The sequence below is a fragment of the Roseomonas sp. F4 genome, assembly GCF_053891155.1.
This window is the reverse complement of the sequence record NZ_JBSSHK010000006.1, coordinates 483,345-508,306: the sequence shown is the minus strand read 5'-3', so window position 1 is coordinate 508,306 and position 24,962 is coordinate 483,345. Positions and strand designations below refer to the sequence as shown.

Here is a 24,962-nt window from a genome sequence, read left to right as displayed (position 1 = left end):
GCACCCGATAAGCTTTGCCGGCTCATACCGATCCGGTCTCATGCGGCCACCGCCTACATGGCAGCTAAAACTTCACAGTGGGCCATCGAACGGCTCGGATGAGGTCGCGAGCTGACGAGGCAAATTTTGCTCGATGATGCGCCGCATGAACGGCCCGCTTACTGGCCACCGCTTTCCAAAAGCAGACCGTGCGGATACGGCGTAAGCGTCCGCTGACGGCTGCGGCCGTGGCGGCTTGACGCGGCTCAGGTGGCGTCGGGCCGGAGGTTCCAGGGTGCGAGTTCGCCGACGCGGTTGATCGGGTGGTCGGCGATGCGGTCGAGGAGCACGCGCAGATAGGCCTGCGGATCCCAGCCATTGAGCTCGGCGGTGCCGACCAGGGTGTAGATGATCGCGGCCCGTCTGCCGCCCTCGAGCGACCCGGCAAACAGGTAGTTTTTCCGGCCCAGGGCGAGCGGGCGCATCCGGCGCTCAGCGGCGTTGTTGTGCAGGCAGGCACGGCCGTCGCGCAGCACCGTCGTCAGCGCGTCCCACTGCGCCAGCGCGTAGCGGATGGCCTTGGCCAGGTCCGACTTGCCGGAGATCCGCCGCAGCGTCGCCTCCAGCCAGGCCTGCAGGTCCGCCATCACCGGCGCCGAGCGGGTCTGGCGGGCGGCGAGGCGGGCCTCCGGCGGCTGCCCATGGATGTCAGCCTCGATGGCGAACAGCGGCCCCATTCGCTCGATCGCCTCGCGCGCGATCGGGCTGCCGTTGGCCAGCATCTCATCGTGGAAGTAGCGCCGCGCATGCGTCCAGCACGCCGCCTCGACCACGCGGCCGCTCTCGTAGAGCGCGTTGAACCCGGAGTACGCGTCGGCTTGCAGGATGCCCTGGAAGTCGCGCAGGCGCCGCTGCGGATGCTCGCCCTTACGGTCCGGCGTGAACTCATAGAACACCACGGGCGGGTCGCGCCCGCCGAACGGTCGATCGTCGCGGAGATAGGCCCAAACCCTTGCCGTCTGCGTCTTGCCGCGGCCCGGTGCCAGCATCGGCATCGGCGTGTCGTCGGCATGGATGCGCGGGCCGGACAGCGCATGGCGACAGATGAACGCCGCCATCGGCTCGACCAGTGCGGCCGACCTGCCAACCCACCCCGCCAGCAGCCCCCTGGGCAGGTCCAGCCCGTCCCGGGCGTAGATCTCCGCCTGGCGGTAGAGGGGCAGGTGGTCGCAGTATTTCGAGACCAGCACATGGGCCAGCAGCCCCGGGCCTGGCCTGCCACGCTCGATCGGCAGGGATGGCATCGGCGCCTGCGTCATCGCCTCGCAGGTCCGGCAGGAGAACGCAGGCCGGACATGGCGCACCACCTCGAACCGGCCGGGGCGGTATTCCAGAATCTCAGTCACGTCCTCGCCCACCTTCCGCAGCACCCCGCCGCAGGACCGGCAGGCGCAGCCGCCAGTGGGCAGGTGCTCGACATCCCGCCGCGGCAGGTTCTCCGGCAGCGGGCGACGGCCGCGGCGCTGCGCCTTCTCCTCCGGTGCCGGGCTGCTGGCGATTTGATCCTCGGTGTCACCGGCGCCACCCGCGGCGGCGATGTCGGCGAGCACCTCGTCGAGCCGCAGCTCCAGCTGCGCAACCTCACCGGCCAGGCGTTCCGACGACCGCCCGAACCGCTCATGCCGGAGACGCGCGATCTGCACCCGCAGCCGCTCCGCCTCGAGCGTCTTGGCCTGCAGTCCAAGTTCCGCGAGGCGACGGGCCGCGCGCTCCTCGGCCAGCTCACCGCGCAGCGCCGCGATCATCGCCGCCAGGGCGGCGGGATCCTCAGGCGGCGCGCTGTTCGGCTGCGGCGTCACGCCGGAATCGTCCCAAACACAGCCGCGTCGGGGCAAGGTGAAACTGCGTGGAACGCCGCATTTCTATACCGCGATCTCGGGCTTCCAGCTCGGCGTCGGCGTGCGCCAGTCCAGCCCCTCCAGCAGCATCGCCATCTGCGCCGTCGTCAACGTCACCGCACCCTCGCGCGCGATCGTCGGCCAGATGAACCGGCCCTTCTCCAGCCGCTTTGCCAGCAGCACCAGGCCCTGGCCGTCCCACCAAAGCGCCTTGAGGAGATCGCCGCGCTTGCCGCGAAACAGGAACAGGTGGCCGGAGAATGGATCGGCTTTCAGCACCGTCTGCACCTGCGCGGCCAGCCCGTCGAAGCCTTTGCGCATGTCCGTCGCACCGAGCGCGAGGTGCACGCGCATCCCGGCATGTAGCGATAGCATCAGGCGTCGAGCGCCGCCGCCAGACGCCCCAGCACCTCAGGCCGGATCGTCTCGGAGACACGCAGCACCCGGCCGTTCGTCAGCACCACCTCGACCATCGCCGCGGCCTTGCCTGGTCGCACGAAAGGCCCGCGCGACGGCAATGCCGGGCACGGTGCCTGCCTGGAGGCCGCAGCCTCCACCACGCGCACTGGGACCAACGTCGGGGCTGCATCAGCACGCACCACCCCAGGCATCGTTCCTTCTCGCACCTGGCGCCGCCAGTCAAACAGCAGGCTGCGGCTCATCCCGTGCCGGTCCGCCACAGCCGCGACCGATGCCCCAGGCCGCGACAGCTCCTCAACCAACGCAAGCTTCTGCTCGACCGGCCACCGCCGACGACGCGCCACCACGCTGATCACCTCGCTCACACGACCGTCCGGCACCGACCTTACCCCTAGGAGGCTGTCCGAGTAATCGCTGGTGATGCGGGGACGGCTGTGATTCGATCTTGTTCATGAGCAAGACCTTCCGTCCCTGGGAAATCGATCAGGCGTGGCTGCTGCCGCCGTCGCTGCACGAGTTTGTACCGCCTGGCCATCTGGCCCATTTCGTCCGCGACCTTGTGCGTGAGACGCTGGATCTGGCGGAGATCCTGTCCGACTACGACGAGGCCCGGGGCTACCCGCCCTATAATCCGGCGATGATGGTGGCAGTGCTGCTCTACGGTTACAGCCAGGGCGTCTACTCCTCGCGCCGCCTGGCCAGAGCCTGCGAGGAACGAATGGACTTCATGGCAGTCAGCGGGCTGAACCGGCCGGACTTCCGCACAATCAGCGACTTCCGCAGGCGGCATTTGGCGGCGCTGTCGAACTTGTTCGTGCAGGTGCTGCGGCTGTGCCGGGCTGCGGGTTTGGTCCGCTTCGGGCATGTGGCGATTGACGGCACCAAACTCAAAGCCAACGCATCGCGACACAAGGCAATGAGTTACGGGCGCCTCCGACAGGCCGAGGCTGAGCTTGCAGCCGAGGTCGCCGCTTGGTTCGCGGCGGCAGAGCAGGCCGATACGTCGGAGGATTGCCGCCACGGGTCCGGACGCCGCGGCGACGAACCGCCGGATTGGCTTGCCGACAAGGCGAAGCGCCTGGCGCGCATCCGCGCGGCTCGGGCAGCCCTCGAAAGGGAGGCAGCCGAGGATCCAGCCGAACGCGACCCCGAGGCACCCGGCCCATCCTCGGGTATGCAGCAGGTTGGCAAGCCGTGCCGGGCGGCCGACGGCGGACCACCTGACAGGGCTCAGCGCAACTTTACCGACCCAGACAGCCGCATCCTGCCCACGCGCGACGGGTTCATCGCAGGCTACAACGGCCAGATCGCGGTGGATGCCGCCCACGGGGTGATCGTCTCGCACCGCTTGGTCACCAGCGGGGCTGACATTGACGGTCTCGTGCCCCTGGTCGATGCCGCCCACCAGGCGCTGGGCCGCAAGCCGGTCGAGGTGTCCGCCGATACAGGGTTCGCGAGCGAGGCCAATCTCGAAGCTATGGCCGAGCGTAGCATCAGGGCCTACGTGCCGCCTCGACGCGGGCGTGATGGCCGCGACGAGCCGCATATCACGGCTCGGCGCCTGAAGCGCCAGCCACGAATGATCGCCATGGCCGCGACGCTCAAGCGGGCCGGGCATCGAAGCCGCTATCGATTGCGCAAGCATGTCGTCGAGCCGGTGTTCGGGCAGATCAAGCAGGCACGAGGCTTTCGTCAGTTCCTCCTCCGCGGCCTCCGCAAGGTCCGAGCCGAGTGGGCCATGCTCTGCACCGCCCACAACCTCCTCAAGCTTGCGGCCGCACGCTGAAGGACCAGTGGATCAGTCCACGCCAACCGTCTCCACCGCCCCAATCCAACCGGCAACGCCGTTACTCGGACAGCCTCCTAGGCGTAAGGGCGCCAACGGACATCCGCGTCGCCCAGCATCACAGGAGATCAGCCGATCAGCGATACCGCCACAAGGCAGTCAGCAGAGGACGCTTACGATACGGCCAAAACTTGTCGTTGAGTACCGACATGGGGTGAACGTGGAAGCAGTGGACGTACTGGGCTGGCCAGGTGTCAGTCGGCAGTCTCTCGCGCATCGCCGCGCCCACGGCCTTCTCGCTGGCGATCGGGCCGGAGCCGGGCCCTCCCCGCAACGCCGTCGCGCAACTTTCTTCCCCGCGGCCCTGACGGGCCGCTTCCTCGCGACGCAAGAAAGCCGCGCGCCGGCGTCCTCCGCTGCGCTGCGGCCCTCCGGCTTCGCCTGCGGGTGCCGGTCCGTCCCGCCCCCGGCCGGGTGATCGCCACGAAGGCCGCGATGGGCGCGGCCCGTGACAGCGAGGACCCGGCCATGACCGACCGCTTCGACGACACCGAACCCACCCACGCCGCCTCCGCCACCGCGCACCTGCTCGACGAGCTCCAGCTCCACGGCTACCGCCCCTTCGCCGACGAGCCCGACCCTCGGCCACTGCCCGATCCCGACCGCCTCTCCGGCGCCGTCGCCGACATCTTCGACGTACTGGTCGCCAGCCTCGGCGAGACGCGCCTCGAGCCCGACCTGCCCGACCTGCTCTGGTCGCTGGTCAACCTCTTCCATCGCGGCATCGACCGCATCGGCCGCGAGCTCGACACCAACGAGGTTGCCCAGCAGCGCTCCCAGCGCGAGCAGGACGGTTCCGAGGTCCGCTCCGTCGAGCTGGAAAGCCTCCTCGCCCAGGGCCTCACGCTCATCGAGCGCCGCAACGCCTTCGAGTTCCTCCGTGATGCCGCGGCCGAGCACTTCGAGCACCACACCGGTTCCGCCTGGCGCCCGCGCGCCGGTTCGATGGTCAGCCGCCGCACGATGACCGCGGCGATGATCGACAGCCGCGACTTCCTCGCCGCCAGGCGCCGCGCCGAGGCCGAGCCGCTGCTGCCGCCGGGCGTGCGCATCGCATTCGCCGGCGGCGTCGAGTGCAACGACCACCAGCGCATCTGGGCCGCGCTCGACCGGGTGCATGCGAAGCACCCCGATATGGTGCTGCTGCATGGCGGCACGCCGAAGGGCGCCGAGCGCATCGCCGCCTGCTGGGCCGACCAGCGCAAGGTGCCGCAGATCGTCTTCAAGCCGGACTGGCACCGCCACGCCAAGGCCGCGCCCTTCAAGCGCAACGACGCGCTGCTCGAGACGCTGCCGATCGGCGTCATCGTCTTCTCCGGCTCGGGCGTCACCGACAACCTGGCCGATAAGGCGAAGCGACTCGGCATCCCGCTCTTCGACTTCCGCGGGGGCGGCGGGTAGCGCCGCCCGCACCATGATGCGCTCGCGCAAAGGCGAACCGCTGGGCGACCGCGATCCGCTATAATCGGGGCGCATCATCGCGCCTCGACCGGGGAGGGTCGAATGACGCTCGGTGTCATCGTCAGCCTGTTCGGCCTCGGCACGATGCTCGTGCTGCTGTTCACACTCGCTATCTACGCCGTGCCGTTCTTCGTTGGGCTGACGGTCGGCATGTGGGCGTTCGAGACAGGCGCGGGGGTCATCGGCGCCATACTGGTCGGCATCATCGCGGGTGTGGTCGCGCTGTTCGCTGCGCAACTGCTCTTCGCGTCCGTGCGCTCGCTCGCCCTGCGGGCCGTCATCGCGCTGCTGTTCGCCGCACCGGCCGCCGTCGTGGGCTACCACGCGGTGCTCGGGATCTCGGCGCTGCTTGTGCCGTCGGAAGCCTGGCGCCACGTCTTCGCGGCGATCGGCGGCCTCGTGGTGGGTGTCTCAGCGGCAGCGCAGTTGGCTGCGTTCGCGGGCTTCGGCACCCAGCCGAGGCAGGTCACCATTGGCCGCCCTGACGCTGAGTTCGCCAAAGCGGCGGGACCGGATCAGCCTCGCCTGCCATCCTCTTCCGCGGCACGCCTGCCCGCACCGTCATCGGGATCGCGCAGCTGAAACGAAGCAGGGCGACCCCCGTCGGGAACATCCGCGCCGCGACCCGTATAGCCAGGATGATGCGCAACAGGACTGGCGTTTCGCCTTCCCCGTTCCGGCCGGATCTTCCCTTGAACACGCCTTGGGCGCCGTGACCGCGATGCCTAGTTCATCGCGCTTGTGCGGGCGCGGCGACAGTCGCCTGCTGTCTCCATGGTCCGTCCGGTGTCGCGCTGCCACGCTGCCTCGGATGGCCTGATCTGGCCGAGGGATGGCTGACGCCTCGGGCGCCTCGGCCGCAACGGCGCCGGTGCGACTTTCTTCCCCTGCGCGTGCCGCGCATTCCTCGCGAGGCAAGAAAGTCTCCCAGCCCCGTCCTCCGCTGCGCTGCGGCCCCTCCGGGGTGCGTCGGCGCCCGCCCCCGGCCGGACGATCGCCATCGAGGCCGCGATGGGCGCGGCCCGATCGACAGACAGGAGACAGTCATGGCGACCATCGGCACCTTCACCCGCACCGGCGACGGCTTCAACGGCACGGTCTCGACGCTGACTCTCGACGCCAAGGTCCAGGTCCGTCCGGCCGAGAAGAGCAGCGACAAGGCCCCCGACTTCCGCATCTTCGCCGGCCGCGCCGAGATCGGGGCGGCGTGGAAGAAGACCTCGAACGAGGGCCGCGACTACCTCTCGGTCAAGCTTGACGACCCCTCCCTGCCAGCGCCGATCCTGGCGAACCTCTTCGAGATGGAGGGCGGCGAGTTCGAGCTGATCTGGTCCCGCCCCAGCGGCAACCGCAGCAGGGAGTGAACGGCCATCAGCGCCCCGCCCGGATGGGCGGGGCGCCAGTGACGCCGCGGCCCCTTCTGGGATTAGGCTGGCTCCCAGACCCGACCGGCGAGCTCACACCACTGATCGGCCTGCCAGCTGTAATGCAGCACCAACCTGGATCACGACATCGTCGCCTTGGATGCTCCGCCTGCATTTCGCGCGAGTGCTTTGTCTGCACTCTCCTTGCGCTGGCCCCCACGCCGTAGCGGGGTCACTCGCGCATCCTCGCCATCCGGCTCGACCAGCGCGACGTGACTGACACCCAGCGCAGTGGCGAGCTCAAACAGCGTCACCACCGTTGGATTGCGCCGGCCACGCTCAAGGTCGCTGAGATACTGCTGGCTGAACCCTGACCGCTCGGCGAATGCCTCCTGCGTCAGGCCCTTTTCCAGCCTGATCCGACGCACATTCCTCCCGACCAGCCGGCGCATGTCCATGCCGGCACGCTTGGCGCGTTACATACTTTGAGTTTATCTTCTATAGTGTGTAAATGCTTCGCGGCCTCCACCATGTAACGCCACGTCTGGCGTTTGCCGCACAGATCGGTGACCCTGTGCTCACGCGAACGATACCGGGCTGAGGGGCCCCTATGACCGCCACGACGATCCTGGACACCCCGCCAGATGAGCCGCGCGTTACGGCCTATGACCTTGCGCACAAAGTCGCCTACCTACGGCTACTCGATGCGGCATCTGAGGGCGCGGATTGGCGGGAAGTCGCGCGGATCGTGCTTGGCCTTGACGCTGGCAGCGATCCAGATCGCGCGCGGCGTATCCACGATAGCCACCTCGCTCGAGCCCGCTGGATGACGGAATCGGGCTATCGCGATCTGCTGCGACAGGGCTCGAGCAGCTGAGCGACGTTGCGCAAGGGGCAACACGTGTTGCTCGCCGTGCGACTCCACAGGGCACGGAATGGTTGCATCTGTCGGCATACTGTGTGCGGAGCTTAAATTCCGTCCCCTGTCGGAGCCTTGCCATGCCGGCGCGAGACTGGCGGTCGGCGGCCGCCTATGCAGAGCTGGAGAACGCCTCGGCAAGCGATCTCGCCTGGGAGTTCCTTCGGCGCAACCCGCGCTACGAGCGCGATTGGGAACAGCTCGACGACGCGCCGCCCGACGATGCGGCCGAAGCAGTCGCCGAGCACTGGGGGTTGCGATTTCCCGGCCGATCCGGCGCTGAATGCGCGAGCGGCAGGGGTGGTCTGGGCACCACTAATCTGCTCCTCCACCGTGGCGCTCTCGGCCTTGCAGTTGTCGTTCTCGCCACCCTCACCGGCTGCCCTGCCGTGGGTGAGCTCGCCACGCCCGGCGAGTGACGGGCTGCATGGCGCCGTCGGCAAGCTTGCCATGCCTACTTGGGTGGTCGCCGGCACGCCCGACGGAGCGCCGCTTGGGGCGTTGATCCCGCTCGACGAACACCTTCCGCAGCGTCTCGGATCGGTGTTGCGCCTCTGGCACGCGCTGCATGACCGAAATCTGCCCGCGGACGACATGACCAGGCAGCGCCGGCATCGGCTCGTGCAGGCTCTTCGCGCCCTCGACGGACGCGACACCGGTGCCAGCTACAGGCAGCTGGCGGCGGGCTTGTTCGGACCAGCGCGCGTACCCGTGGGCGCGGCCTGGAAGTCCCATGACCTCCGCGGTCGCACCATGCGATTGGTCGCGGACGCCATCCGGCTGCGCGACGGCGGCTATCGCGGTTTGCTTCGCCAGGGCCCGCGCGTGAAGCTCGCGCGCTGACGGTGTGGGTACGCCCAGCCGGCCCGTCCCTTCGTACTCCCCCGACGCTGCTCCCCTTCGCCAGCCTCCGACCTGACCGCCGCGCCCCATGCGCTGCATCCCACAACGTCACCGGAGGCTCACGATGCCCGACCCGAATGCCGGCCTGCCGCCGCGCTATCTCCGCACCCCCGAGGCCGCCCGCTTCCTTGGCCTGTCCGGCCGCACCCTGGAAAAGCACCGCACCTATGGCACCGGCCCGCGCTACTCGAAGCTCGGTGGCCGCGTCGTGTATGCCGTCACAGACCTCCAGGCCTGGGTGAACCGCGGCACCAAGGCCTCGACCAGCGACGACACGGGCGCGACCGTGCTGCCCGCCAAGCGCCATGCGGCAGTCTCGCCGGCCTATGCCGGCGCGGCCCGGCGTTGAGGGCGTCGCCAAATGCACCCCAAAAATGCCGGCAGCGAACGGCTCCGGCTCAGCCCCTTTGACGCGCTGCCGGAGGACGGTCCGCCGCGCCGCGACCAGCGCGATCTCATGGAGCGACCGTTCTTCTCGCTGGCAAAAGGCCGTCGAACCGCACCGATCCTGTACCGCGCCGGCTGCATCGAGGTGCAGGTCCACGCCGTCCCCGAGCACGGCATGGCGACTATCTGGGACGCCGATGTGCTGATCTGGGCCGGTTCGCAGATCGTCGCAGCAGCGGAACGCGGGGTGACAACCTCACGGTTCCTCCGCTTCACGCCATATCACCTGCTGACGGCCATCGGCCGAGGCGCCGGCCAGCACCAGTACCTCCTCCTCAAGGCCGCCCTGGCGCGCCTGCAATCCACGGCCGTCCGCACCACGATCCGCAACGGCGCGCAGTGGCGGCGCCAGCAATTCTCCTGGATCAACGAATGGGAGGAGCGCGTCACGGCCTCCGGCCGCTGCGAGGGGATGGAGTTCATCCTGCCCGACTGGTTCCACCGCGGCGTCCTCGACCAACAACTCGTGCTGACGATCGACCCGGCCTATTTCCGTCTGACCGGTGGCATCGAGCGCTGGCTGTATCGCGTCGCACGCAAGCATGCCGGCCATCAGCCGCGCGGCTGGGCGTTCGAGTTTCGGCACCTGCACGCCAAATCCGGCAGCCTGGCGCGCTTTACCGACTTCGCGCTGGATCTGCGCCGCATCGCAGCCCGGCAGCCACTCCCGCGCTACCGGCTGGCTGTTCAACGGACGGCCGCAGGGGCCGAAGTTCTCCACATCTCGCCTGGACAACTCTGTGGGCAAACTGTGGATAACATACGTGCGCCTGTGGATCAGCACGGCAGATCAGGCGCAGAAGGTATCGGCACATCAGGCGCAGGACTATCGGCAGATCAGGCGCAGGAATGCCCCGCAAACCATTGCCACGACAACGAAATTCGGCCGCTTAATGAGTCTAATAGAGAGTCTAACTCTAAACTGGTAGTGGGGCGCCCGCCCGGCGGGAAAGCCGACCGAGACGGGGAACGGGAGGGCGCGCCATGACCGCGCTGACCGGCGTCGAGCTGCTCTGGCTCGAGGGCCGCGTCGAGCGCTGGATCCGCTTCGGGCGGATCGCCGAAGAGACGATCCTCGACCGCCGCCGCCGCGTCGTCGCCTTTGCGCCGGGTGAGGTCTTCGCGTTCGTGCGGTGGGCGTCGAACGGCTATGGCACCGTCGTCAGCCGCATCGACATCCTGCGCGCGGTTGGGCCTGGCGAGGCCTACAGCACGATCGGCTTCGTGACGCCGGGGGCAGAAATCCTGCTGCGCATCTCCGGCTGGCCGAAGGTCAACGAGGTGCTGCGCGCGATCGATGCGGTCGAGCAGACGGGCGTCGCGCCGGAGGAGGCCTGCCCCGACCATTGGCGGCACGTGATGAACCGCTTGGCAGCCGGCGAGCAGCCGCGCGCCTACACGCGCGAGCGCCACCGCGCCTGGCTGCTGCGCCGGAGGATCGACGCATGATGGCGCTGCGCAGACGCCGCGCGGTGCCCCTCGCGGCCATACTGGCCGGGCTGGGGCTGATCGCTGTCCCGGCAATCGCGGGTTGGCAGCCGCGCATCATCTGGAACGCATCAGCGAGCGTGCCGCTCGGCCTCTACATCGCGGCACCGGCCGACGATGTCGCACTGGGCGACCTGGTGCTTGTTAGCCCGCCCGAGCCGCTGGCGAGGTTCCTCGACGAGCGCGGCTACGTCGCGCGCGGGGTGCCGCTTCTAAAGCACGTCGTCGCTCTGCCGCCGCAGGTGGTGTGCGCGATGGGTGACGCCATCAAGGTAGACGACCAGAGGGTGGCGCATCGTCGCGTCGCCGACCGCCTGGGCCGCCCGCTGCCGGCCTGGCACGGATGCCACGGGCTCGAATCCGATCAGGTGTTCCTGCTCAATGCGGCGGAGCCCGACAGCCTTGACGGCCGCTACTTCGGACCCATCCCGCGCAACAGCATCGTCGCCAGGCTTCGCCCGATCTGGATCACGGAGCGCGGACTGTGAGCAAAACGCCCCCTTTCCACGCACGCCCATCGACGACGCACGGCGCTCCGACAGCGCGCGCTGGACGCCACGCGTCTTCCCTCCCGTCCCGGTCGCTCCACTTCATCGCGGCCTTGCTGCTGCTACTTGGTCTGCTGCCGACCGGGTCGGCGGCGCAGACGCTTCACGGCGCCGAGATTGCGGCTGCATCGGAGCGCTTCGGCATCCCAGAGGCTTGGATCAGGGCGGTCATGCGCGCCGAAAGCGCCGGCGATCGGCTCGCTGTGTCGCACCGTGGCGCCATGGGGCTGATGCAGGTGATGCCGGCGACCTGGGCAAGCCTGCGCACGCGGCACGGCCTCGGCGCCGATCCCTTCGCACCGCAGGACAACATCCTGGCGGGCACCGCCTACCTTCGGGAGATGCTGGACCGCTTTGGATCGGCGCCGCTCATGCTGGCGGCCTACAACGCCGGTCCGGGACGAGTGGAGGCCCATCTGGTGGCCGGACAGCCGCTGCCGGCGGAGACGCGAGCGTATGTCGCGGCCCTCGCGCCGATGATGACCGGCGGCGCTGGCAATGCGGCGCCTGGCCAGCTTGCGGCGAGAACGGCGCACGGTCCCGACGGCATCTTTGTGCTGCTCGGCGGTGACGCACCGGCGGAGACAGCAGCACTGGCCCGGTCGATCTTCGTGCCTGTCGCGGACACATCGATCACCGCCGGTGGGCAAGCGGCGCAGCCGATGGCTCGCAGATCCCGAACAGCCGAGGCGCCCGAGTTTGACGGCCCGGGAACCGATCGCGACCACATTTTCGCCATTCGTCGTGGCAGCGGTGGGCATGATCAGTGACCGCCACGCAGCGCGGGATCGCGCAGCCCCTTTCCGCTCAGCATGCGTCGCCCCCCCGCGCGCGCTGATGTGCTGCTGTAGTGTCATCGGATACCGCCGGGAGGGACAACGGAAGTGGAGAGCCGGGCATCTCAGGAACCCCGACCGCCGATTGCCAGATAAAAGCAGGGCTGGCGGTCGGACGTATGTCACTAATCCAACACAGAAATCCCCGCCTCGCGCCGAAGTGGCGGCTGGCTCTTCCTGCCAAAATCCAAAGCAAATCAACGGCCTCAGCGCCAGCCGCCGCTGCGCGCCGGCGGCTCGGCGGCCATGACGACCCGCGACGACGATCTGAACGTCCGCCCCGGCCGCATCGGCGACACACGTGCGCCAACCCGCCGGGCGCAGAGCTTCGTCGGTCAGGTCATGCGAGCTGTCCGCAAGGCCGGCCATACCGGCCCCGGCTTTGGCGGCGGGTCGCGGGCTAGCAACCGCTCGCGTTTCGGGCGGGGCCGCGCCGCTGCGGCACAGGCAGCGCTTCGCTCGCCGTCGCGCCGCGTCGTGATCAAGGCGCGCGTCGTGCGCCATCAGGGCACGCGCTTCCGCTCCGCCTCCCTCGCCACCCACATCTGCTACCTTCAGCGCGATGGGGTGACGCGCGTCGGCGCCAAGGCCCAGCTCTTCGGCGCGGGCACCGACAATGCCGACGGCCGGGATTTCGCGGAGCGCTGCGCCGATGACCGGCACCACTTCCGCTTCATCGTCAGCCCGGAGGACGCGCCCGCGCTCGCAGACCTGAAGGCCTGGACGCGCGACCTGATGCGCCAGGCCGAGCAGGATCTTGGCAGCCGCCTCGACTGGGTCGCGGTCGATCACTGGAACACCGACAACCCCCACGTCCATGTCCTGGTGCGCGGCCGGGCCCAGGATGGCGGCGACCTGGTGATCTCGCGCGACTACATCTCGCGCGGCTTCCGCGGCCGCGCCGAAGCGCTGGTCGAGCTGGAACTTGGGCCGCGGACCGAGAAGGAGATCCGCAGCGCATTGGAGGCTGAGGTCGGTGCCGAGCGCTGGACCGGTCTCGATCGTGCCCTCCGCGCCGCCGCCGATGAGGGTGGCGGCATCCTGGACCTGCGCCCCGGCGGCGCGGACGCTGCCGATCCGGAACTCCGCCGGCTGATGATCGGCCGGGCGCAGACCCTGGAGCGGTTCGGTCTCGCCGACCGGCATGGTCCCGCGGTCTGGACGCTCAAGCCCGGCATGGAGGAGACGCTTCGCGACCTCGGCACCCGCGGCGACATCATCAGGACCATGCACCGCGCCATGCAGGGCCTCGGTGCCGAGCGCGCGGCCGGTGACTTCGCCATCCATGGCGACCGTCCCGAGCCCATCATCGGCCGCCTCCTCGAGCGCGGCATCGCCGACGAGCTCAAGGGCAGCGGCTACGCGATCATCGACGGCGTCGATGGCCGCGTGCATCATGTCCGCTTCGCGGATATCGATGCAACCGGCGACGGGCACCCAGGTGCGGTCGTCGAACTCCGTCGCTACCAGGACGTCGGCGGGAGGGAACGCAGCGCTCTGGTCGTGCGGTCGGATCTTTCGGTCGAGGCGCAGGTCACCGCCAATGGCACGACCTGGCTGGACCGGCGCCTGCTGGACCGCGGGGCGCTACCACTGGCGGGGCAGGGCTTCGGTGCGGAAATCGAGGGCGCGCTCGCGCGCCGGACCGAGCATCTCGTCGCGGCCGGTCTCGCACGACGGCAGGGTCAGCGCGTGGTCTTCGCGCGCGACCTGCTCAACACGTTGCGCCAGCGCGAGGTGGAGGCGGCTGCCGCGCGGGTAGCGGCCGAGACGGGCAAGTCATGGCGGCCGGCGCGGGAGGGTGACCCTGTCTCCGGGGTGTTCACCCGACGCCTCGACCTGGCCTCGGGGCGCTTTGCGATAATCGAAGACGGGCTGGGCTTCCAGCTTGTACCGTGGAAGCCATCAATGGAGCGACAGCGAGGGCTGGCCGTGGCAGGGAGCATTGCGCCTGGCGGCGGTCTCGAGCTCACACCCACGCGCAAGCGAGGCCTCAGCCTCTGAGCGGATGCCGCGCCACCGCATCGGCTAGGTAGGCGTCCCCGCCGTTTCGCGCGATGCGCTCGCCGCGGGCACGATGCCGGCCGCTGGCCGCTTGAAGGTCACCGCGTCAATCGCGCACCTCTCATGGCATGTCCGCCGCGCTCCCCACCCGTCGATGACCGCCACCAAGATCCTCTGGGGTCAGGTCCTGGTCGTCTTCCTGATCGTCCTCGCCGCGGTCTGGGGTGCGACGCAGTGGGTCGCCTGGCGCCTTGGCTACCAAGCGCAGCTCGGGCAACCGATGGACGTCTGGGGGAGCGTGCCGGTCTACCCCCCGCCCGCCTTCTTCCTCTGGTGGTACTGGTATGACGCCTACGCGCCGAGCGTGTTCTACGAGGGCGCCATCATCGCCGTCGCCGGTGGCTTCGCGGCGATCGGCATCGCCATCGGCATGTCCGTCTGGCGCGCCCGCGAGGCCCGGGACGTGACCACCTACGGCTCGGCCCGCTGGGCGACGGAGCGCGAAGTGCGAGACGCCGGGCTGCTTGCCCCCGATGGCGTCGTCCTCGGCTGGTTCGCGCCGCGCTACCTCCGGCATGACGGCCCCGAGCATGTGCTGTGCTTCGCGCCGACCCGCTCCGGCAAGGGCGTGGGGCTCGTGGTGCCGACACTGCTGACCTGGCCCGGCTCGGCCATCGTCCACGACATCAAGGGCGAGAACTGGCAGCTCACCGCCGGCTGGCGGGCGCGCTTCGGCCGGGTGCGGCTCTTCGACCCCACCAACCCGGCGAGCGCCGCCTACAACCCGCTGCTCGAGGTGCGCCGCGGCGACAGCGAGGTGCGCGACGTGCAGAACATCGCCGACATCCTGGTCGACCCCGAAGGCGCGCTGGAGCGACGGAACCACTGGGAGAAGACCAGCCACTCCCTGCTGGTCGGCGCCATCCTGCACGTTCTCTACGCCGAGCAGGACAAGACGCTCGCCGGCGTCGCGGGCTTCCTCTCCGATCCACGCCGCCCGATCGAGCGCACACTGGCGGCGATGATGACGACGCCCCATCTCGGCAACCGGCCACACCCTGTCGTCGCCTCCGCCGCGCGAGAGCTGCTCAATAAGTCGGAAAATGAACGATCCGGTGTTCTATCGACCGCGATGAGCTTTCTCGGTCTATATCGTGATCCGGTCGTCGCGCAGGTGATCCGCCGCTGCGACTGGCGGATCGCCGACCTGGTCGAGGCGCGCGAGCCGGTCACGCTCTACCTCGTCGTCCCGCCCTCCGACATCGTGCGGACCAAGCCGCTGGTACGACTCGTGCTGAATCAGATCGGCCGGCGCCTGACCGAGGCGCTGGAAAACGATCGGCGACGTCATCGGCTGCTGCTGATGCTGGATGAGTTCCCCGCACTCGGGCGGCTCGACTTCTTCGAAAGCCAGCTCGCCTTCATGGCTGGATACGGCATCCGGTCCTTCCTCATCGCGCAGTCCCTGAACCAGATCGAGCGGGCCTACGGACCCAACAACGCGATCCTCGACAACTGCCATGTCCGCGTTGCCTTCGCGACGAATGACGAGCGCACGGCGAAGCGCGTCTCCGATGCGCTCGGCACTGCGACTGAGATTCGGGATAGCCGGAACTATGCGGGGCATCGCCTTTCGCCCTGGCTCGGCCACCTCATGGTCAGCCGCCAGGAGACCGCGCGGCCGCTGCTGACGCCGGGCGAGGTGATGCAGTTACCACCGACGGATGAGATCGTCCTGGTCTCGGGCTGCCCGCCAATCCGCGCGCTGAAGGCGCGCTACTACGAGGACAGGCAGCTTCGCGCACGCGTGGTGGCGCCGCCGGACCCCGTATCGGTTGAGCCGTCAGTGCCCCGCCCGGATGACTGGAGCGCGCTTAAGCCCCCCGCGTTTGAGGCAGCAAAATCCGCCTCCGCCGCGATCGACAATACGGAGGGCGGCATCCGACGGGAGCCTACCCTGCCGGAGCATGAGCAGATCGCGCCTGAGCCAGGGCCGCCGTCCGATAAAGAGTTCGTCTTCTCGGAGGACGAGCAGGACGACGATGTCGCCCGTACGCGGGCCCTCGCGGCGCGCGCACGTCGCTTGGTACGCCAGGCGGCGCTCGACCCCGATGACGGCATTGCCCTCTGACCCGCCATGAGGACCAAGGCAACTTTCCGGCTGCCCCCGGGTCTGATGCGCCGCCTCGCCGATTACGCGACGCGCAAGCGCATGAGCCAAGCCGTCGTGGTCGAGGCCGCACTCGAGAGCTACCTGTCGCCGGACGGTCCTGAGCGGCTGGAGGCAGCCCTCGCACGTCGGCTCGATCGCCTGTCGCGTGTCAGCGAGCGGCTGGAACGCCACACCACCATCGGCAATGAGGCGTTAGCCCTGTTCGTACGGTTCTGGCTGACCAGTACGCCCGCATTACCGGACACTGCTCCGGCCGCCACTCAGGCCAAGGGACGAGAACGTTACCAGGCATTTATAGAGGCGCTAGGACGCCGACTGGTTCAAAGCCGGGGTCTTGCAGATGAGGTCGCTTCTGAGCGTGAACCAAGTCAATCCGACTAGCGGCGGCGACGCTTTCGGTGGAGGTGACGAAGCGAAGGATGCCGTGACCATCCTCACCATCCCGCCCGAACGCCTCTGACCCATCAGCGCATCGCGCCTGATTCTACCGTGGCCAGCTCTGGTGAAGGTCGTCGATCACGAAGGCATGGCGGTGGCGAAGCGCGCCCGTCGGATCCGGTCGCGCATCATCCAGATGTGCATGCCCGGGTGGAAGCTGATCGTGAATGTGCTCGACCTCCTCGGCATCATTCCTCGGCCACAGCAGCATGGCCGCTACCAACCCCACGGCGCCGAGCGCAGCGAGCACCAGGAAGGTGGCATCCATGCCCGCTGCAGCGCCGAACCGCCCTGCCACCGGATAGGCGACAAGCCAGCAGGCGTGGCTGAGTGCGAACTGCGCCGCAAACAATGCAGGGCGATCGCCGGCATGAGCTGAGCGTCGTAGCAACCGTCCGCTCGGCGTCAGCACGAGCCCGTTGCCAAGGCCCAGCAGCATCCAAAGCGGCAGCAGCATCGACCAACTCGGCACCAGCAGCCCGATCAGCAAGCCCGCAACAAGCAGTCCGGCACCGGCCAACATGGCGGTGCGGTCGGTCATCACGCCGTCGAGCAGCCGCGGCACCGCGAGTGCGGCAAGCATGGAGCCGGCGCCATAGGCCGCCAGCGTCCAGCCCAGCTCGGCTGCGCCCAGGCCGAAGCCCGCGCGCACGAGCACCACGGTGTTCACGATCACCATCGCGCCGGCCATGGCCACTGTGACGTTCAGCGCGAGCAGCCCGCGCAGTCTGGGCGTGGCAAGGTAGATGCGCGCACCGCGCGTGATGCGGCCCCAGGCGCCCTCCTCCGTCGCCAGTGGCTTGGGCGAGGGCAGCGCCACGTTCAGCACGAGAACGGCCGAGGCGAGGAAGCCCAGCGCATTGCCGGCGAACAGCCAATGGAATCCGATCAACCCGAGCAGCGCAGCGGCGATCGCGGGGCTAACGAGCGCCTCCAGGTCGTAGGCGAGGCGCGAGAGAGACAGCGCCTTGGTGTAGCCGGCCTCATCCGGGAGAATGTCGGGGATGGTCGCCTGGAAGGTCGGCGTGAAGGCGGCGGAGCCAGTTTGCAGCACAAAGATCAGCACATAGACCTGCCAGATCTCGGTCACGAAGGGCAGCGCCAGTACAACCGCGGCGCGCAGCAGGTCGAGTGCCACCAGCAGGCTGCGCCGAGGCACCAGATGCACGAAGGCTCCGGCGACGGGCGCGATGCCCACATAGGCGATCATCTTGATTGCCAGCGCCGTGCCCAGCACGGTCCCGGCATCGGCGCCGGCGAGGTGATAGGCGAGCAGCCCCAGCGCGACCGTGGAGAGGCCCGTGCCGAGCAGCGACAAAACCTGCGCCGCGAACAGGCGGCGATAGGTCAGGTTGGCAAGCGGGCTGAACATGGAGGGCATCCGTGTGCCATTCTATGGCATCAAACGAACGGCGACACGCGCCGGTAGCGACACCAAAAGTCAGGATTCGATTGAACAGTAGGCATGCTGGACGTTTCCCCCCCCCATTATCGGCTGGCCCCTTTGGGAACGTCCTCCGCCCGGCGCCGGAGCTCTTGCGGCCAAGTGCTGGCAATATAGGCAATGACAGCCGCGATCTCTGCGTCGGTGAGCACGCCCTCGAAGGCGGGCATGTCACTCTCGTAGCCCGGCACAAGGCCGGTGACCCCCTTGCGGGTCAACTCGATCAACTGGGCAGTCGGGTGGTGCCAAGTGTGGCCTGTGGCGTCATGCGGCGGCGCGGGCAAGCGGCCGTTCGGCCGGCGCGTCCGCCAGTTCGGCTGGCCCTCGAGTTTCACACCGTGGCAGGAGGCGCAGTTCTCCGCATAAACGCGCCGCCCGAGATGGATACTTGCCTCGTCTCCCTCCAAGCTATCACTGCTTGGTCTCCACAGGTTCCACCCCCCCCCCCGCGAGCGCCGCCGCCACGACTACACCTACTGCCGCGGCGAGCAGGTGGGAATGAACCCGCATCAGTTGCGTCGTCCGAACACGTATTTGGCAAGCGCGAGGATCGCCAGGACAAGAAGGGCAAGGAACAGCAGCCCAACCACACCCATTCCCCAGAACATCCCGCCACTCATCATCGTTTCATTCATCATACTCTTCCGTGCCCTCCTCAGCAGCGATCAGGCATCTTCAATCGAGCCGCGTCGCCCTGAGCCGCAGCGCGTTGCCCACAACGCTCACCGACGATAGCGCCATCGCCGCCGCCGCGATGATGGGCGTGAGCAGAATCCCGAATATCGGATACAGCACGCCCGCGGCGATCGGCACGCCGGCAGCGTTGTAGGCGAAGGCGAAGAACAGGTTCTGCCGGATGTTGCCCATCACGGCCTCCGACAGCCGCCGCGCTCGAACGATCCCCATGAGGTCACCGCCGAGCAGCGTGATGCCCGCGCTTTCGATCGCAACGGCCGTACCCGTGCCCATGGCGATGCCGACCTCGGCAGCCGCCAGCGCAGGCGCGTCGTTCACGCCATCACCCGCCATCGCCACGCGACGCCCTTCGACCTTCAGCTTTTCGATGATGCGCTGCTTGTCCTCGGGCAGAACCTCCGCCTCGACCTCTGTGATGCCAAGGCGCCGCGCCACAGCCTCCGCCGTCGTGCGGTTATCGCCGGTCAGCATCACCACCCGCACGCCATCCTTCGCGAGACCCGCGAGCGCCGCTGGTGTCGTCGCCTTGACTGGATCGGCCACGGCGACAATTCCGAAGGCGCGGCCATCCACCCCCACGAAGAAGACGGTGGCGCCATCCCCACGCAGGCGCTCGGCTTCCGCCGACAGCGCGCCGACATCCACCTTCGCCTCGTCCATCAGACGGGCGTTACCAACCGCGACCTGGCGTCCCTCGACCGCCCCCGTCACGCCACGTCCGATTGGCGCATCGAAGCCCTCGACCGCCGGTACGGCCAAGCCGCGCTTCTCCGCCGCCCGCACCACGGCTTCAGCGAGCGGATGCTGGCTCGGCCGCTCCAACCCCGCAGCTAAGCGCAAAACCTCATCCTCGGCCACGCCCACCGCCGGGATCACCGCCACCACGTCCGGCCGCCCCTGGGTAAGGGTGCCGGTCTTGTCCACGACCAGCGTGTCGATCCGCTCCATGCGCTCCAGCGCCTCGGCGTTCTTGATGAGCACGCCGGCCTGCGCGCCCCGTCCCACGCCCACCATGATGGACATCGGTGTCGCCAGCCCTAGCGCACACGGGCAGGCGATGATCAGCACCGTCACCGCGGCGACCAAAGCAAAGGCGAGGCGCGGCTCTGGTCCCCATATCGCCCAGACCGCGAAGGCAACTATGGCTATTGCCACTACCACCGGCACAAACCAGCCAGAGACCTGATCGGCCAAGCGCTGGATCGGCGCGCGGGAACGTTGCGCTCCCGCGACCATGCGGACGATCTGCGCCAGTACCGTGTCCTGGCCGACGCGATCGGCGCGCATGATGAAGCTGCCCTGGCCGTTCAGCGTGCCGCCGACGACCTGATCGCCCACCGTCTTGGTGACCGGCACTGCCTCACCCGTCACCAGGCTCTCATCGACGTTGGAGGTGCCCTCCAGCACCGCGCCGTCGAGCGGCACCTTGTCGCCTGGGCGGACGCGGAGCCGATCGCCGACCACGATTGCGGCCAGCGGGACTTCCTCATCTGATCCGTCGTCCCGCAGCCGCCGGGCCTGGGCTGGTGCCAGATCGAGCAAGGCGCGGATTGCGCCGCCTGTCTGCTCGCGCGCCCGAAGTTCGAGCACCTGCCCGAGCAGCACCAGCACGACGATTACCGCAGCCGCCTCGAAATAAACGGCAACCGAGCCATCGGTCGCGCGGAAGGCCGCCGGGAAGATATCAGGCGCCAAGGTGGCCACGACGCTGAACACCCAGGCGACCCCAGTGCCCAGGGCGATCAGGGTGAACATGTTGAGGCTTCGGTTCACCAGGCTCTGCCAGCCCCGGACGAAGAACGGCCAGCCAGCCCAGAGCACCACGGGTGTCGCCAGCGCCAGCTGAATCCAGTTGCCGACGCGCGGCCCGCCGACGAGGTGCATCATCCCCGTCAGGTGGCCACCCATTTCCAGCAGGAAGACCGGGATGGTCAGCACAAGGCCGATCCAGAAGCGCCGGGTGAAATCCACAAGCTCCGGGTTGGGTCCCGTCTCGGCCGAGGGGGTTTCAGGTTCGAGTGCCATGCCGCAGATCGGGCAACTGCCGGGGCCCGGCTGTCGGATCTGCGGGTGCATCGGGCAGGTGTAGATGGTGCCCGGCGCCACAGCCTCGGCGCGCAGCGGGGCACCTGGCTGCAGATACTTACCAGGCTCGGCGATGAACTTGGTGCGGCAACCTGCTGAGCAAAAATGGTAGGCATGCCTTGCATGATCGGCGTGGTGAGCCGTCTTTGCCGGGTCCACCGTCATGCCACAGACCGGATCCTTCACGGTTCCCGATGCCGAGGCAGTCCCTTCAAGCTCAGGATCGTGCTTGCCGTGGGCGGTGTGGGGGCCGTGATGTTCCATGTCCGTCTAACTCCTCAGCGCGCGAAAGGTCGCGCGGGCGGCCGCACTGTCAGCATCGCCAGTGGCGGCAACAGCAGCCATTGAAGGAAAGGGGTGAGCCCGGTTCCCCACGGCGGAAGGCGCGGCATGGCGGCCGTGTAGGCCCACGACTGGCGCAGATCGACGTTCAGCCACTCGCTGAACACCGTGTATCCAAGGCCCGCCAGGGTCGTGGTAACGGTGACGCGTCCCCACCCCCGGCTCGGCCATTGCCAGGCTCTCGTCAGCAGTATCGCGATCGCCAGCGCGGCAGCGGCGATCATCGCGTCCCCGCCGGTGCAATGACCGACGGCGAAGGCAATCTCGCCCGGCGTTCCCTCCGCCCACAACGTGTAGAGGGGGAGCTGCGCCACTTCCCAGATCAGATTCAAGGCTACCATGACCGCGAGGTAGCGTGCCGCGGGGGTGGCCAAGGCAGCCCACCCTTGCGGCGCAAGTTGCATCATTTGGCGCCGGTGCCACGATCTGAACCAGCATTTTGCCCGCCTCCGCCGTGGCCATGCCCGTGGTGCATGAACAGGTGCAACAGCGGACAGGCGAGGAGGATAGAATACGGTAGCGCGCCGAACGCGTGGCCCCAATGCTCTCGCAGGACGTAGAAGGCCGCGACTAGCGCGAAGCCGATCACGGCGATTCCGGTGCGGGTGCGCCACCAGGATGGCGCGCCCTGCGCATGGACGCCAACCATGCGGTCCATGTCACCGCATCCCCATCCGCATGCCGCGCAGGTGCTCGGCCATTAGCTCGTCGGCGGTGCGGCGCTGCTCCTCGGACAGCGCTGCATAGAGCGGTGTCGCCGCCGCGCTGACCGCGCGAATCGCTTCCAGATGGGCGGAGAGCAGGGCGATACGGCGCTCCATCTGTTCTGGCGCGGTGCCAGGGCCGGTGCTGCTGCCCATCGCCTGCTGCATTGCCTGCCGAAGCCTGTCGCTCTGGGCGCGAACCGCATCCGCGAACGCGTTCCATTGAGAGATCTGGCCGTCCGTGATCCGCAGCTCAGCGCGGAAAAAGGCCAGATGTCCCTCAATCCGGCGGAAGGGCTGCATCGATGCAGCTGCCATCCGGCTCTGCATCATCTGCTGCATCATGCGGCCCATGTCGCCACCCATCATTCCGGCACCCGGGCCTGCCATGCCGGGACCTGGCGCGCCGTGTTGGGCTGGCGGCGTCGCTGGCTGCGGGGCGCCGGTGGGCGCTCCGGGATGATGGGGATCGGTTGCTCCGCCAGCAGGTGCTGGCGCTTGCGCGAGCGCCGTTCCGGCCACTCCGAGCGCCAGAATGGCTGCCGTTGTGAAACTGCTGAGCTTCCTCATGGTCTTGTCCTCTTCGGTTGTTGGGCAACCGTGTTGTGAGACGAACGGGAGCCGGTTGAGTGCGCGCAGGGTGCCGCCCGGCGTCGGCTCAGAGCGTCACCGGGGAGGCGTATGCGCCAAAAAGGCACGCAATTCGGTGATCTCCCGCTCCTGCTCGCGGATCACGGCTTCGGCCAGTCGGCGCATCGCCAAATCCCGACCGTGCGCAAACTGAATGCGCGCCATTGCGATCGCACCCCCATGATGGGGGATCATGGAGGCCGCGAAATCGAGGTCCGCATCGCCCGTGAAAGTGATGGCCATGTCGCGGTGCATCTTCTCGTTCGCAGCTAGAAAGGCGACGGTCGAGGGGACTGCCTGCCCGATGCGCCCAGCTGCTGCGCGGTGGGTGCGTGCTGCATCCCGGGCGTGTGACCAGGCGCATTCGGCATTTGGCCGTGCATCATCGTGCCGTCCGGCATGAGATGCCCTGGAGAAATGCCCTGCGACACGGCGTAACCGAGGCCAGCGCTAAAAAATATGCCGGCTGCGAGAGACAGCACGAAGGATTTGCGAGGCATCAGATGGCTTCCTTCCCTTGAACGATCTGCATCATCAAGTCGGCGTATATCTCCGGCTTCACAGCGCCAGGACGAAGCATGTCGCCGTGGGATCAGGCGGTGATGCGCTCGGCCTGCCAACCACCATCGCGCAGCGCCTGCTCGAGACGCGCTGTATCCATGGTCGACTTCACGGAGGCTTCGCGCGTGTCCAGCTTGATATCGATTTCCGCCTGCGGGTCGACCTGCCGGAGCGACGCCGTTACGCCCTTCGCGCAGCCGCCGCAGTTCATGTTTGTGATCCGAAAGCGATGCATAACGCCCCCCTAATGAAATCTCGCCTCCTCACATGTGGTGATTGCCACAAGGGTAAGGTCAAGAGGCGCAACAGTGTGCGACAAGCGATTTCCTGGACGGCCGATTTCGCGCAACCTTCCGCGCATCGGCCGCTGTCGCCAGGTTCGCCAGTAAGATTTAAATCGCCCCCTAACGCCCAGGTCTTTCGGCCAAGAGGACAAAGGCTGTCAGCGCGTCCGCTGCGATCCCATGGACCGGTCCATCTGGTCGCATTGTGTCATCATCTGCTGCATGTCAGAGGACAACTGCGCACCCTGCTGCACCGACTGCCGCATCTGGGCGCAGTGCGTCATCATCGCCTGATGATCCATGCCCCCCATACTGTGTCCCTGCATGCCGGACATTCCCTGGCCCGGCGGTGCCTGTGAGCCACTCGCGCTCCGCGCTGAGGCCGCTGCGGGAGAATTCTGCTGCGGTGCACACGCAGCTGCGCCCACGGCGAGCAGCACAGCCAAGCTCACGCCGATACCCCTGGTCAGTCCTATCACGGCATTCTCCTCTTGCTCGCCCTTGTTGACGCCGACCGAAGGACCTTTGAGCACCGTCGATTGGCGCGAGCCCTTCATAATGCGCGAATCTCCCCAATGGTTGTAAAAGTCCTCCACCAGCAATACTTTGTCTCATTGTAGCAGAGCCGTGGACACCTTTCTCGGCGATCATCCCTACGACATGCTGCGCGGCTCCGTCGCTGGTGGGTTGTGTGAGGAAGAGTAGGGATCTTCCGCTGTAGCTCCCCGGGCGTCCGGACGCTTCTTGAGCGCAATGCCTTAATGAGAACCAAGACGCTGGAGCGTCCCTTCGCGGCTGCTGCGAGGATCGGCGAGCGCAGTATGCAGAAGGCAGGATGCAGTGCGCCCGCGGCCACCGGGATCAGCGCGCCATTGTAGGCGGAAGCCGAGAACGGGTTCTGGCGGATGTTCCGGATCGTAGCATGGCCAAGAGCAATGGCGTTCGGCACGCCGAGTAGGTCGCCGCGTATAAGCACCCCGTCGGCGCTCTTGATGGCGATGTCAGTGCCTGCTCCGCGCCTCGAGCCGGCGGTCAAGCAGGATCAGGGTGGCGATGACAGCCTCCGCCTCGTAAAAACCGCCAGTGCCTGCGCAGGTAGCAGCCCCGGCGCGAAAGCTGCCACGACCGAGTAGGCCCAAGCGGTGCCGGTGCCGATCGCTACCAGCGAGAGTCCATGCTAGGCGCACCGCGCAGCAGGTCGGTCAGCCCTTCAAATGGAAGCACAGGCCAAGCCCGAAGAGCATCACCGCGGCCAGGGCGAAATGCAGTTACCAGAACACCTCCATCCGATCGCGCCGGCTATCCAAAGATGCAGCGCACGCACAAGGTGGCCCACCATCTCGAGTACGAACAGCGGCAGCGTAAGCGTCGCGGCAAGCAGTGTGGCGTGGCCAAGCGAGTGAATCTCGCGAACACGTGTCTCACATTCGCGATCCACACGGGCGCCAGCAGCCTCGAGCGAGATTCGGCGGGCTTCGCAACCCGCCTTGCG

The 24,962-nt window shown here is 68.0% G+C and carries 29 protein-coding genes; 15 read left to right on the top strand and 14 right to left on the bottom strand.

Annotated features, from left to right (window positions below):
• Window positions 1-245: 245 nt before the first annotated feature.
• From tnpC to tnpA, 3 genes are all read right to left on the bottom strand, one after another.
• On the bottom strand, window positions 246-1,784 hold the full coding sequence (gene tnpC, locus ACVFYP_RS25495) for an IS66 family transposase (RefSeq protein WP_499203002.1): 1,539 nt from the start codon (window positions 1,782-1,784) through the stop codon (window positions 246-248).
• Window positions 1,785-1,901: 117 nt separating this feature from the next.
• Entirely contained in the window at window positions 1,902-2,231 is a 330-nt protein-coding gene (gene tnpB, locus ACVFYP_RS25490) for an IS66 family insertion sequence element accessory protein TnpB (RefSeq protein ID WP_499202988.1), read from the bottom strand.
• A gap of 20 nt (window positions 2,232-2,251) precedes the next feature.
• Window positions 2,252-2,662, bottom strand: a complete 411-nt coding sequence (tnpA, locus tag ACVFYP_RS25485) for an IS66-like element accessory protein TnpA (RefSeq protein WP_499202987.1) — start codon at window positions 2,660-2,662, stop codon at window positions 2,252-2,254.
• Between the two features lie 86 nt (window positions 2,663-2,748).
• Here tnpA and ACVFYP_RS25480 point away from each other — a divergent pair, with 86 nt between their 5' ends.
• The 4 genes from ACVFYP_RS25480 (at window position 2,749) to ACVFYP_RS25465 (ending at window position 6,968) form a co-directional block, all read left to right on the top strand.
• Window positions 2,749-4,083 (top strand): IS1182 family transposase, encoded by a 1,335-nt coding sequence (locus tag ACVFYP_RS25480; RefSeq protein WP_499202986.1) that lies wholly within the window; start codon window positions 2,749-2,751, stop codon window positions 4,081-4,083.
• A gap of 528 nt (window positions 4,084-4,611) precedes the next feature.
• Window positions 4,612-5,544 (top strand): DUF2493 domain-containing protein, encoded by a 933-nt coding sequence (locus ACVFYP_RS25475; RefSeq protein WP_209443228.1) that lies wholly within the window; start codon window positions 4,612-4,614, stop codon window positions 5,542-5,544.
• Window positions 5,545-5,646: 102 nt separating this feature from the next.
• A complete protein-coding gene (locus ACVFYP_RS25470) occupies window positions 5,647-6,186 on the top strand; it encodes a hypothetical protein (protein WP_209443227.1) in 540 nt (179 codons plus the stop codon).
• A 464-nt stretch (window positions 6,187-6,650) separates the two neighbouring features.
• Entirely contained in the window at window positions 6,651-6,968 is a 318-nt protein-coding gene (locus tag ACVFYP_RS25465; protein WP_168049757.1) for a DUF736 domain-containing protein, read from the top strand.
• Window positions 6,969-7,108: 140 nt separating this feature from the next.
• Here ACVFYP_RS25465 and ACVFYP_RS25460 read toward each other — a convergent pair whose 3' ends face one another.
• Window positions 7,109-7,426: a helix-turn-helix domain-containing protein gene (locus tag ACVFYP_RS25460; RefSeq protein ID WP_168049756.1), complete on the bottom strand. Its 318-nt coding sequence runs from the start codon at window positions 7,424-7,426 to the stop codon at window positions 7,109-7,111.
• 152 nt (window positions 7,427-7,578) lie between these two features.
• Between ACVFYP_RS25460 and ACVFYP_RS25455 the strand changes: the two genes are divergently transcribed.
• The 11 genes from ACVFYP_RS25455 to ACVFYP_RS25405 all read left to right on the top strand — a co-directional run bounded on the left by ACVFYP_RS25455 (window position 7,579) and on the right by ACVFYP_RS25405 (window position 16,667).
• Complete coding sequence (locus tag ACVFYP_RS25455) at window positions 7,579-7,845, top strand: DNA -binding domain-containing protein (protein ID WP_168049755.1); 267 nt, start codon at window positions 7,579-7,581, stop codon at window positions 7,843-7,845.
• 122 nt (window positions 7,846-7,967) lie between these two features.
• On the top strand, window positions 7,968-8,306 hold the full coding sequence (locus ACVFYP_RS25450; protein ID WP_168049422.1) for a transcriptional regulator domain-containing protein: 339 nt from the start codon (window positions 7,968-7,970) through the stop codon (window positions 8,304-8,306).
• A gap of 82 nt (window positions 8,307-8,388) precedes the next feature.
• On the top strand, window positions 8,389-8,730 hold the full coding sequence (locus ACVFYP_RS25445; RefSeq protein ID WP_171970240.1) for a DUF2285 domain-containing protein: 342 nt from the start codon (window positions 8,389-8,391) through the stop codon (window positions 8,728-8,730).
• A gap of 124 nt (window positions 8,731-8,854) precedes the next feature.
• Window positions 8,855-9,139, top strand: coding sequence for a helix-turn-helix transcriptional regulator (locus tag ACVFYP_RS25440; RefSeq protein WP_168049753.1), 285 nt, complete (start codon window positions 8,855-8,857; stop codon window positions 9,137-9,139).
• A 12-nt stretch (window positions 9,140-9,151) separates the two neighbouring features.
• Window positions 9,152-10,225, top strand: a complete 1,074-nt coding sequence (locus ACVFYP_RS25435; protein WP_216879202.1) for a replication initiator protein A — start codon at window positions 9,152-9,154, stop codon at window positions 10,223-10,225.
• Complete coding sequence (locus tag ACVFYP_RS25430) at window positions 10,222-10,686, top strand: DUF2840 domain-containing protein (protein WP_168049751.1); 465 nt, start codon at window positions 10,222-10,224, stop codon at window positions 10,684-10,686. Before ACVFYP_RS25435 ends, ACVFYP_RS25430 begins: the two co-directional genes overlap by 4 nt.
• Entirely contained in the window at window positions 10,683-11,213 is a 531-nt protein-coding gene (locus ACVFYP_RS25425) for a S26 family signal peptidase (RefSeq protein ID WP_230411003.1), read from the top strand. The genes ACVFYP_RS25430 and ACVFYP_RS25425 overlap by 4 nt, the downstream gene beginning before the upstream one ends.
• A 113-nt stretch (window positions 11,214-11,326) precedes the next feature.
• Complete coding sequence (locus tag ACVFYP_RS25420; RefSeq protein WP_209443226.1) at window positions 11,327-12,043, top strand: lytic transglycosylase domain-containing protein; 717 nt, start codon at window positions 11,327-11,329, stop codon at window positions 12,041-12,043.
• 312 nt (window positions 12,044-12,355) lie between these two features.
• Window positions 12,356-14,113, top strand: coding sequence for a relaxase/mobilization nuclease domain-containing protein (locus ACVFYP_RS25415; RefSeq protein ID WP_216879203.1), 1,758 nt, complete (start codon window positions 12,356-12,358; stop codon window positions 14,111-14,113).
• 154 nt (window positions 14,114-14,267) lie between these two features.
• On the top strand, window positions 14,268-16,244 hold the full coding sequence (locus ACVFYP_RS25410; RefSeq protein WP_168049749.1) for a conjugal transfer protein TraG: 1,977 nt from the start codon (window positions 14,268-14,270) through the stop codon (window positions 16,242-16,244).
• 6 nt (window positions 16,245-16,250) lie between these two features.
• On the top strand, window positions 16,251-16,667 hold the full coding sequence (locus tag ACVFYP_RS25405; RefSeq protein WP_168049748.1) for a CopG family transcriptional regulator: 417 nt from the start codon (window positions 16,251-16,253) through the stop codon (window positions 16,665-16,667).
• Between the two features lie 103 nt (window positions 16,668-16,770).
• Here ACVFYP_RS25405 and ACVFYP_RS25400 read toward each other — a convergent pair whose 3' ends face one another.
• The 10 genes from ACVFYP_RS25400 to ACVFYP_RS25355 form a co-directional block, all read right to left on the bottom strand.
• Window positions 16,771-18,096 carry an MFS transporter gene (locus tag ACVFYP_RS25400; RefSeq protein ID WP_168049747.1) on the bottom strand — a complete coding sequence of 442 codons (1,326 nt, stop codon included), beginning with the start codon at window positions 18,094-18,096 and terminating at the stop codon, window positions 16,771-16,773.
• A gap of 116 nt (window positions 18,097-18,212) precedes the next feature.
• Complete coding sequence (locus tag ACVFYP_RS25395) at window positions 18,213-18,575, bottom strand: c-type cytochrome (RefSeq protein ID WP_245185575.1); 363 nt, start codon at window positions 18,573-18,575, stop codon at window positions 18,213-18,215.
• Window positions 18,576-18,677: 102 nt separating this feature from the next.
• Window positions 18,678-18,803 (bottom strand): hypothetical protein, encoded by a 126-nt coding sequence (locus ACVFYP_RS25390; protein ID WP_268958725.1) that lies wholly within the window; start codon window positions 18,801-18,803, stop codon window positions 18,678-18,680.
• A gap of 40 nt (window positions 18,804-18,843) precedes the next feature.
• Window positions 18,844-21,213 (bottom strand): heavy metal translocating P-type ATPase, encoded by a 2,370-nt coding sequence (locus ACVFYP_RS25385; protein ID WP_168049746.1) that lies wholly within the window; start codon window positions 21,211-21,213, stop codon window positions 18,844-18,846.
• A 14-nt stretch (window positions 21,214-21,227) separates the two neighbouring features.
• The gene (locus ACVFYP_RS25380; protein ID WP_209443225.1) at window positions 21,228-21,665 is read right to left on the bottom strand and encodes a hypothetical protein; all 438 of its coding nucleotides are present in this window, start codon (window positions 21,663-21,665) and stop codon (window positions 21,228-21,230) included.
• A gap of 29 nt (window positions 21,666-21,694) precedes the next feature.
• Window positions 21,695-21,949: a DUF2933 domain-containing protein gene (locus tag ACVFYP_RS25375; RefSeq protein ID WP_209443224.1), complete on the bottom strand. Its 255-nt coding sequence runs from the start codon at window positions 21,947-21,949 to the stop codon at window positions 21,695-21,697.
• A 1-nt stretch (window position 21,950) separates the two neighbouring features.
• A complete protein-coding gene (locus ACVFYP_RS25370; RefSeq protein ID WP_168049745.1) occupies window positions 21,951-22,565 on the bottom strand; it encodes a Spy/CpxP family protein refolding chaperone in 615 nt (204 codons plus the stop codon).
• Between the two features lie 96 nt (window positions 22,566-22,661).
• A complete protein-coding gene (gene copM, locus ACVFYP_RS25365; protein ID WP_168050077.1) occupies window positions 22,662-22,931 on the bottom strand; it encodes a CopM family metallochaperone in 270 nt (89 codons plus the stop codon).
• Window positions 22,932-23,217: 286 nt separating this feature from the next.
• Window positions 23,218-23,421 carry a heavy-metal-associated domain-containing protein gene (locus ACVFYP_RS25360; RefSeq protein ID WP_168049744.1) on the bottom strand — a complete coding sequence of 68 codons (204 nt, stop codon included), beginning with the start codon at window positions 23,419-23,421 and terminating at the stop codon, window positions 23,218-23,220.
• A gap of 207 nt (window positions 23,422-23,628) precedes the next feature.
• Complete coding sequence (locus ACVFYP_RS25355; protein WP_230411004.1) at window positions 23,629-24,072, bottom strand: hypothetical protein; 444 nt, start codon at window positions 24,070-24,072, stop codon at window positions 23,629-23,631.
• Window positions 24,073-24,962: the final 890 nt, after the last annotated feature.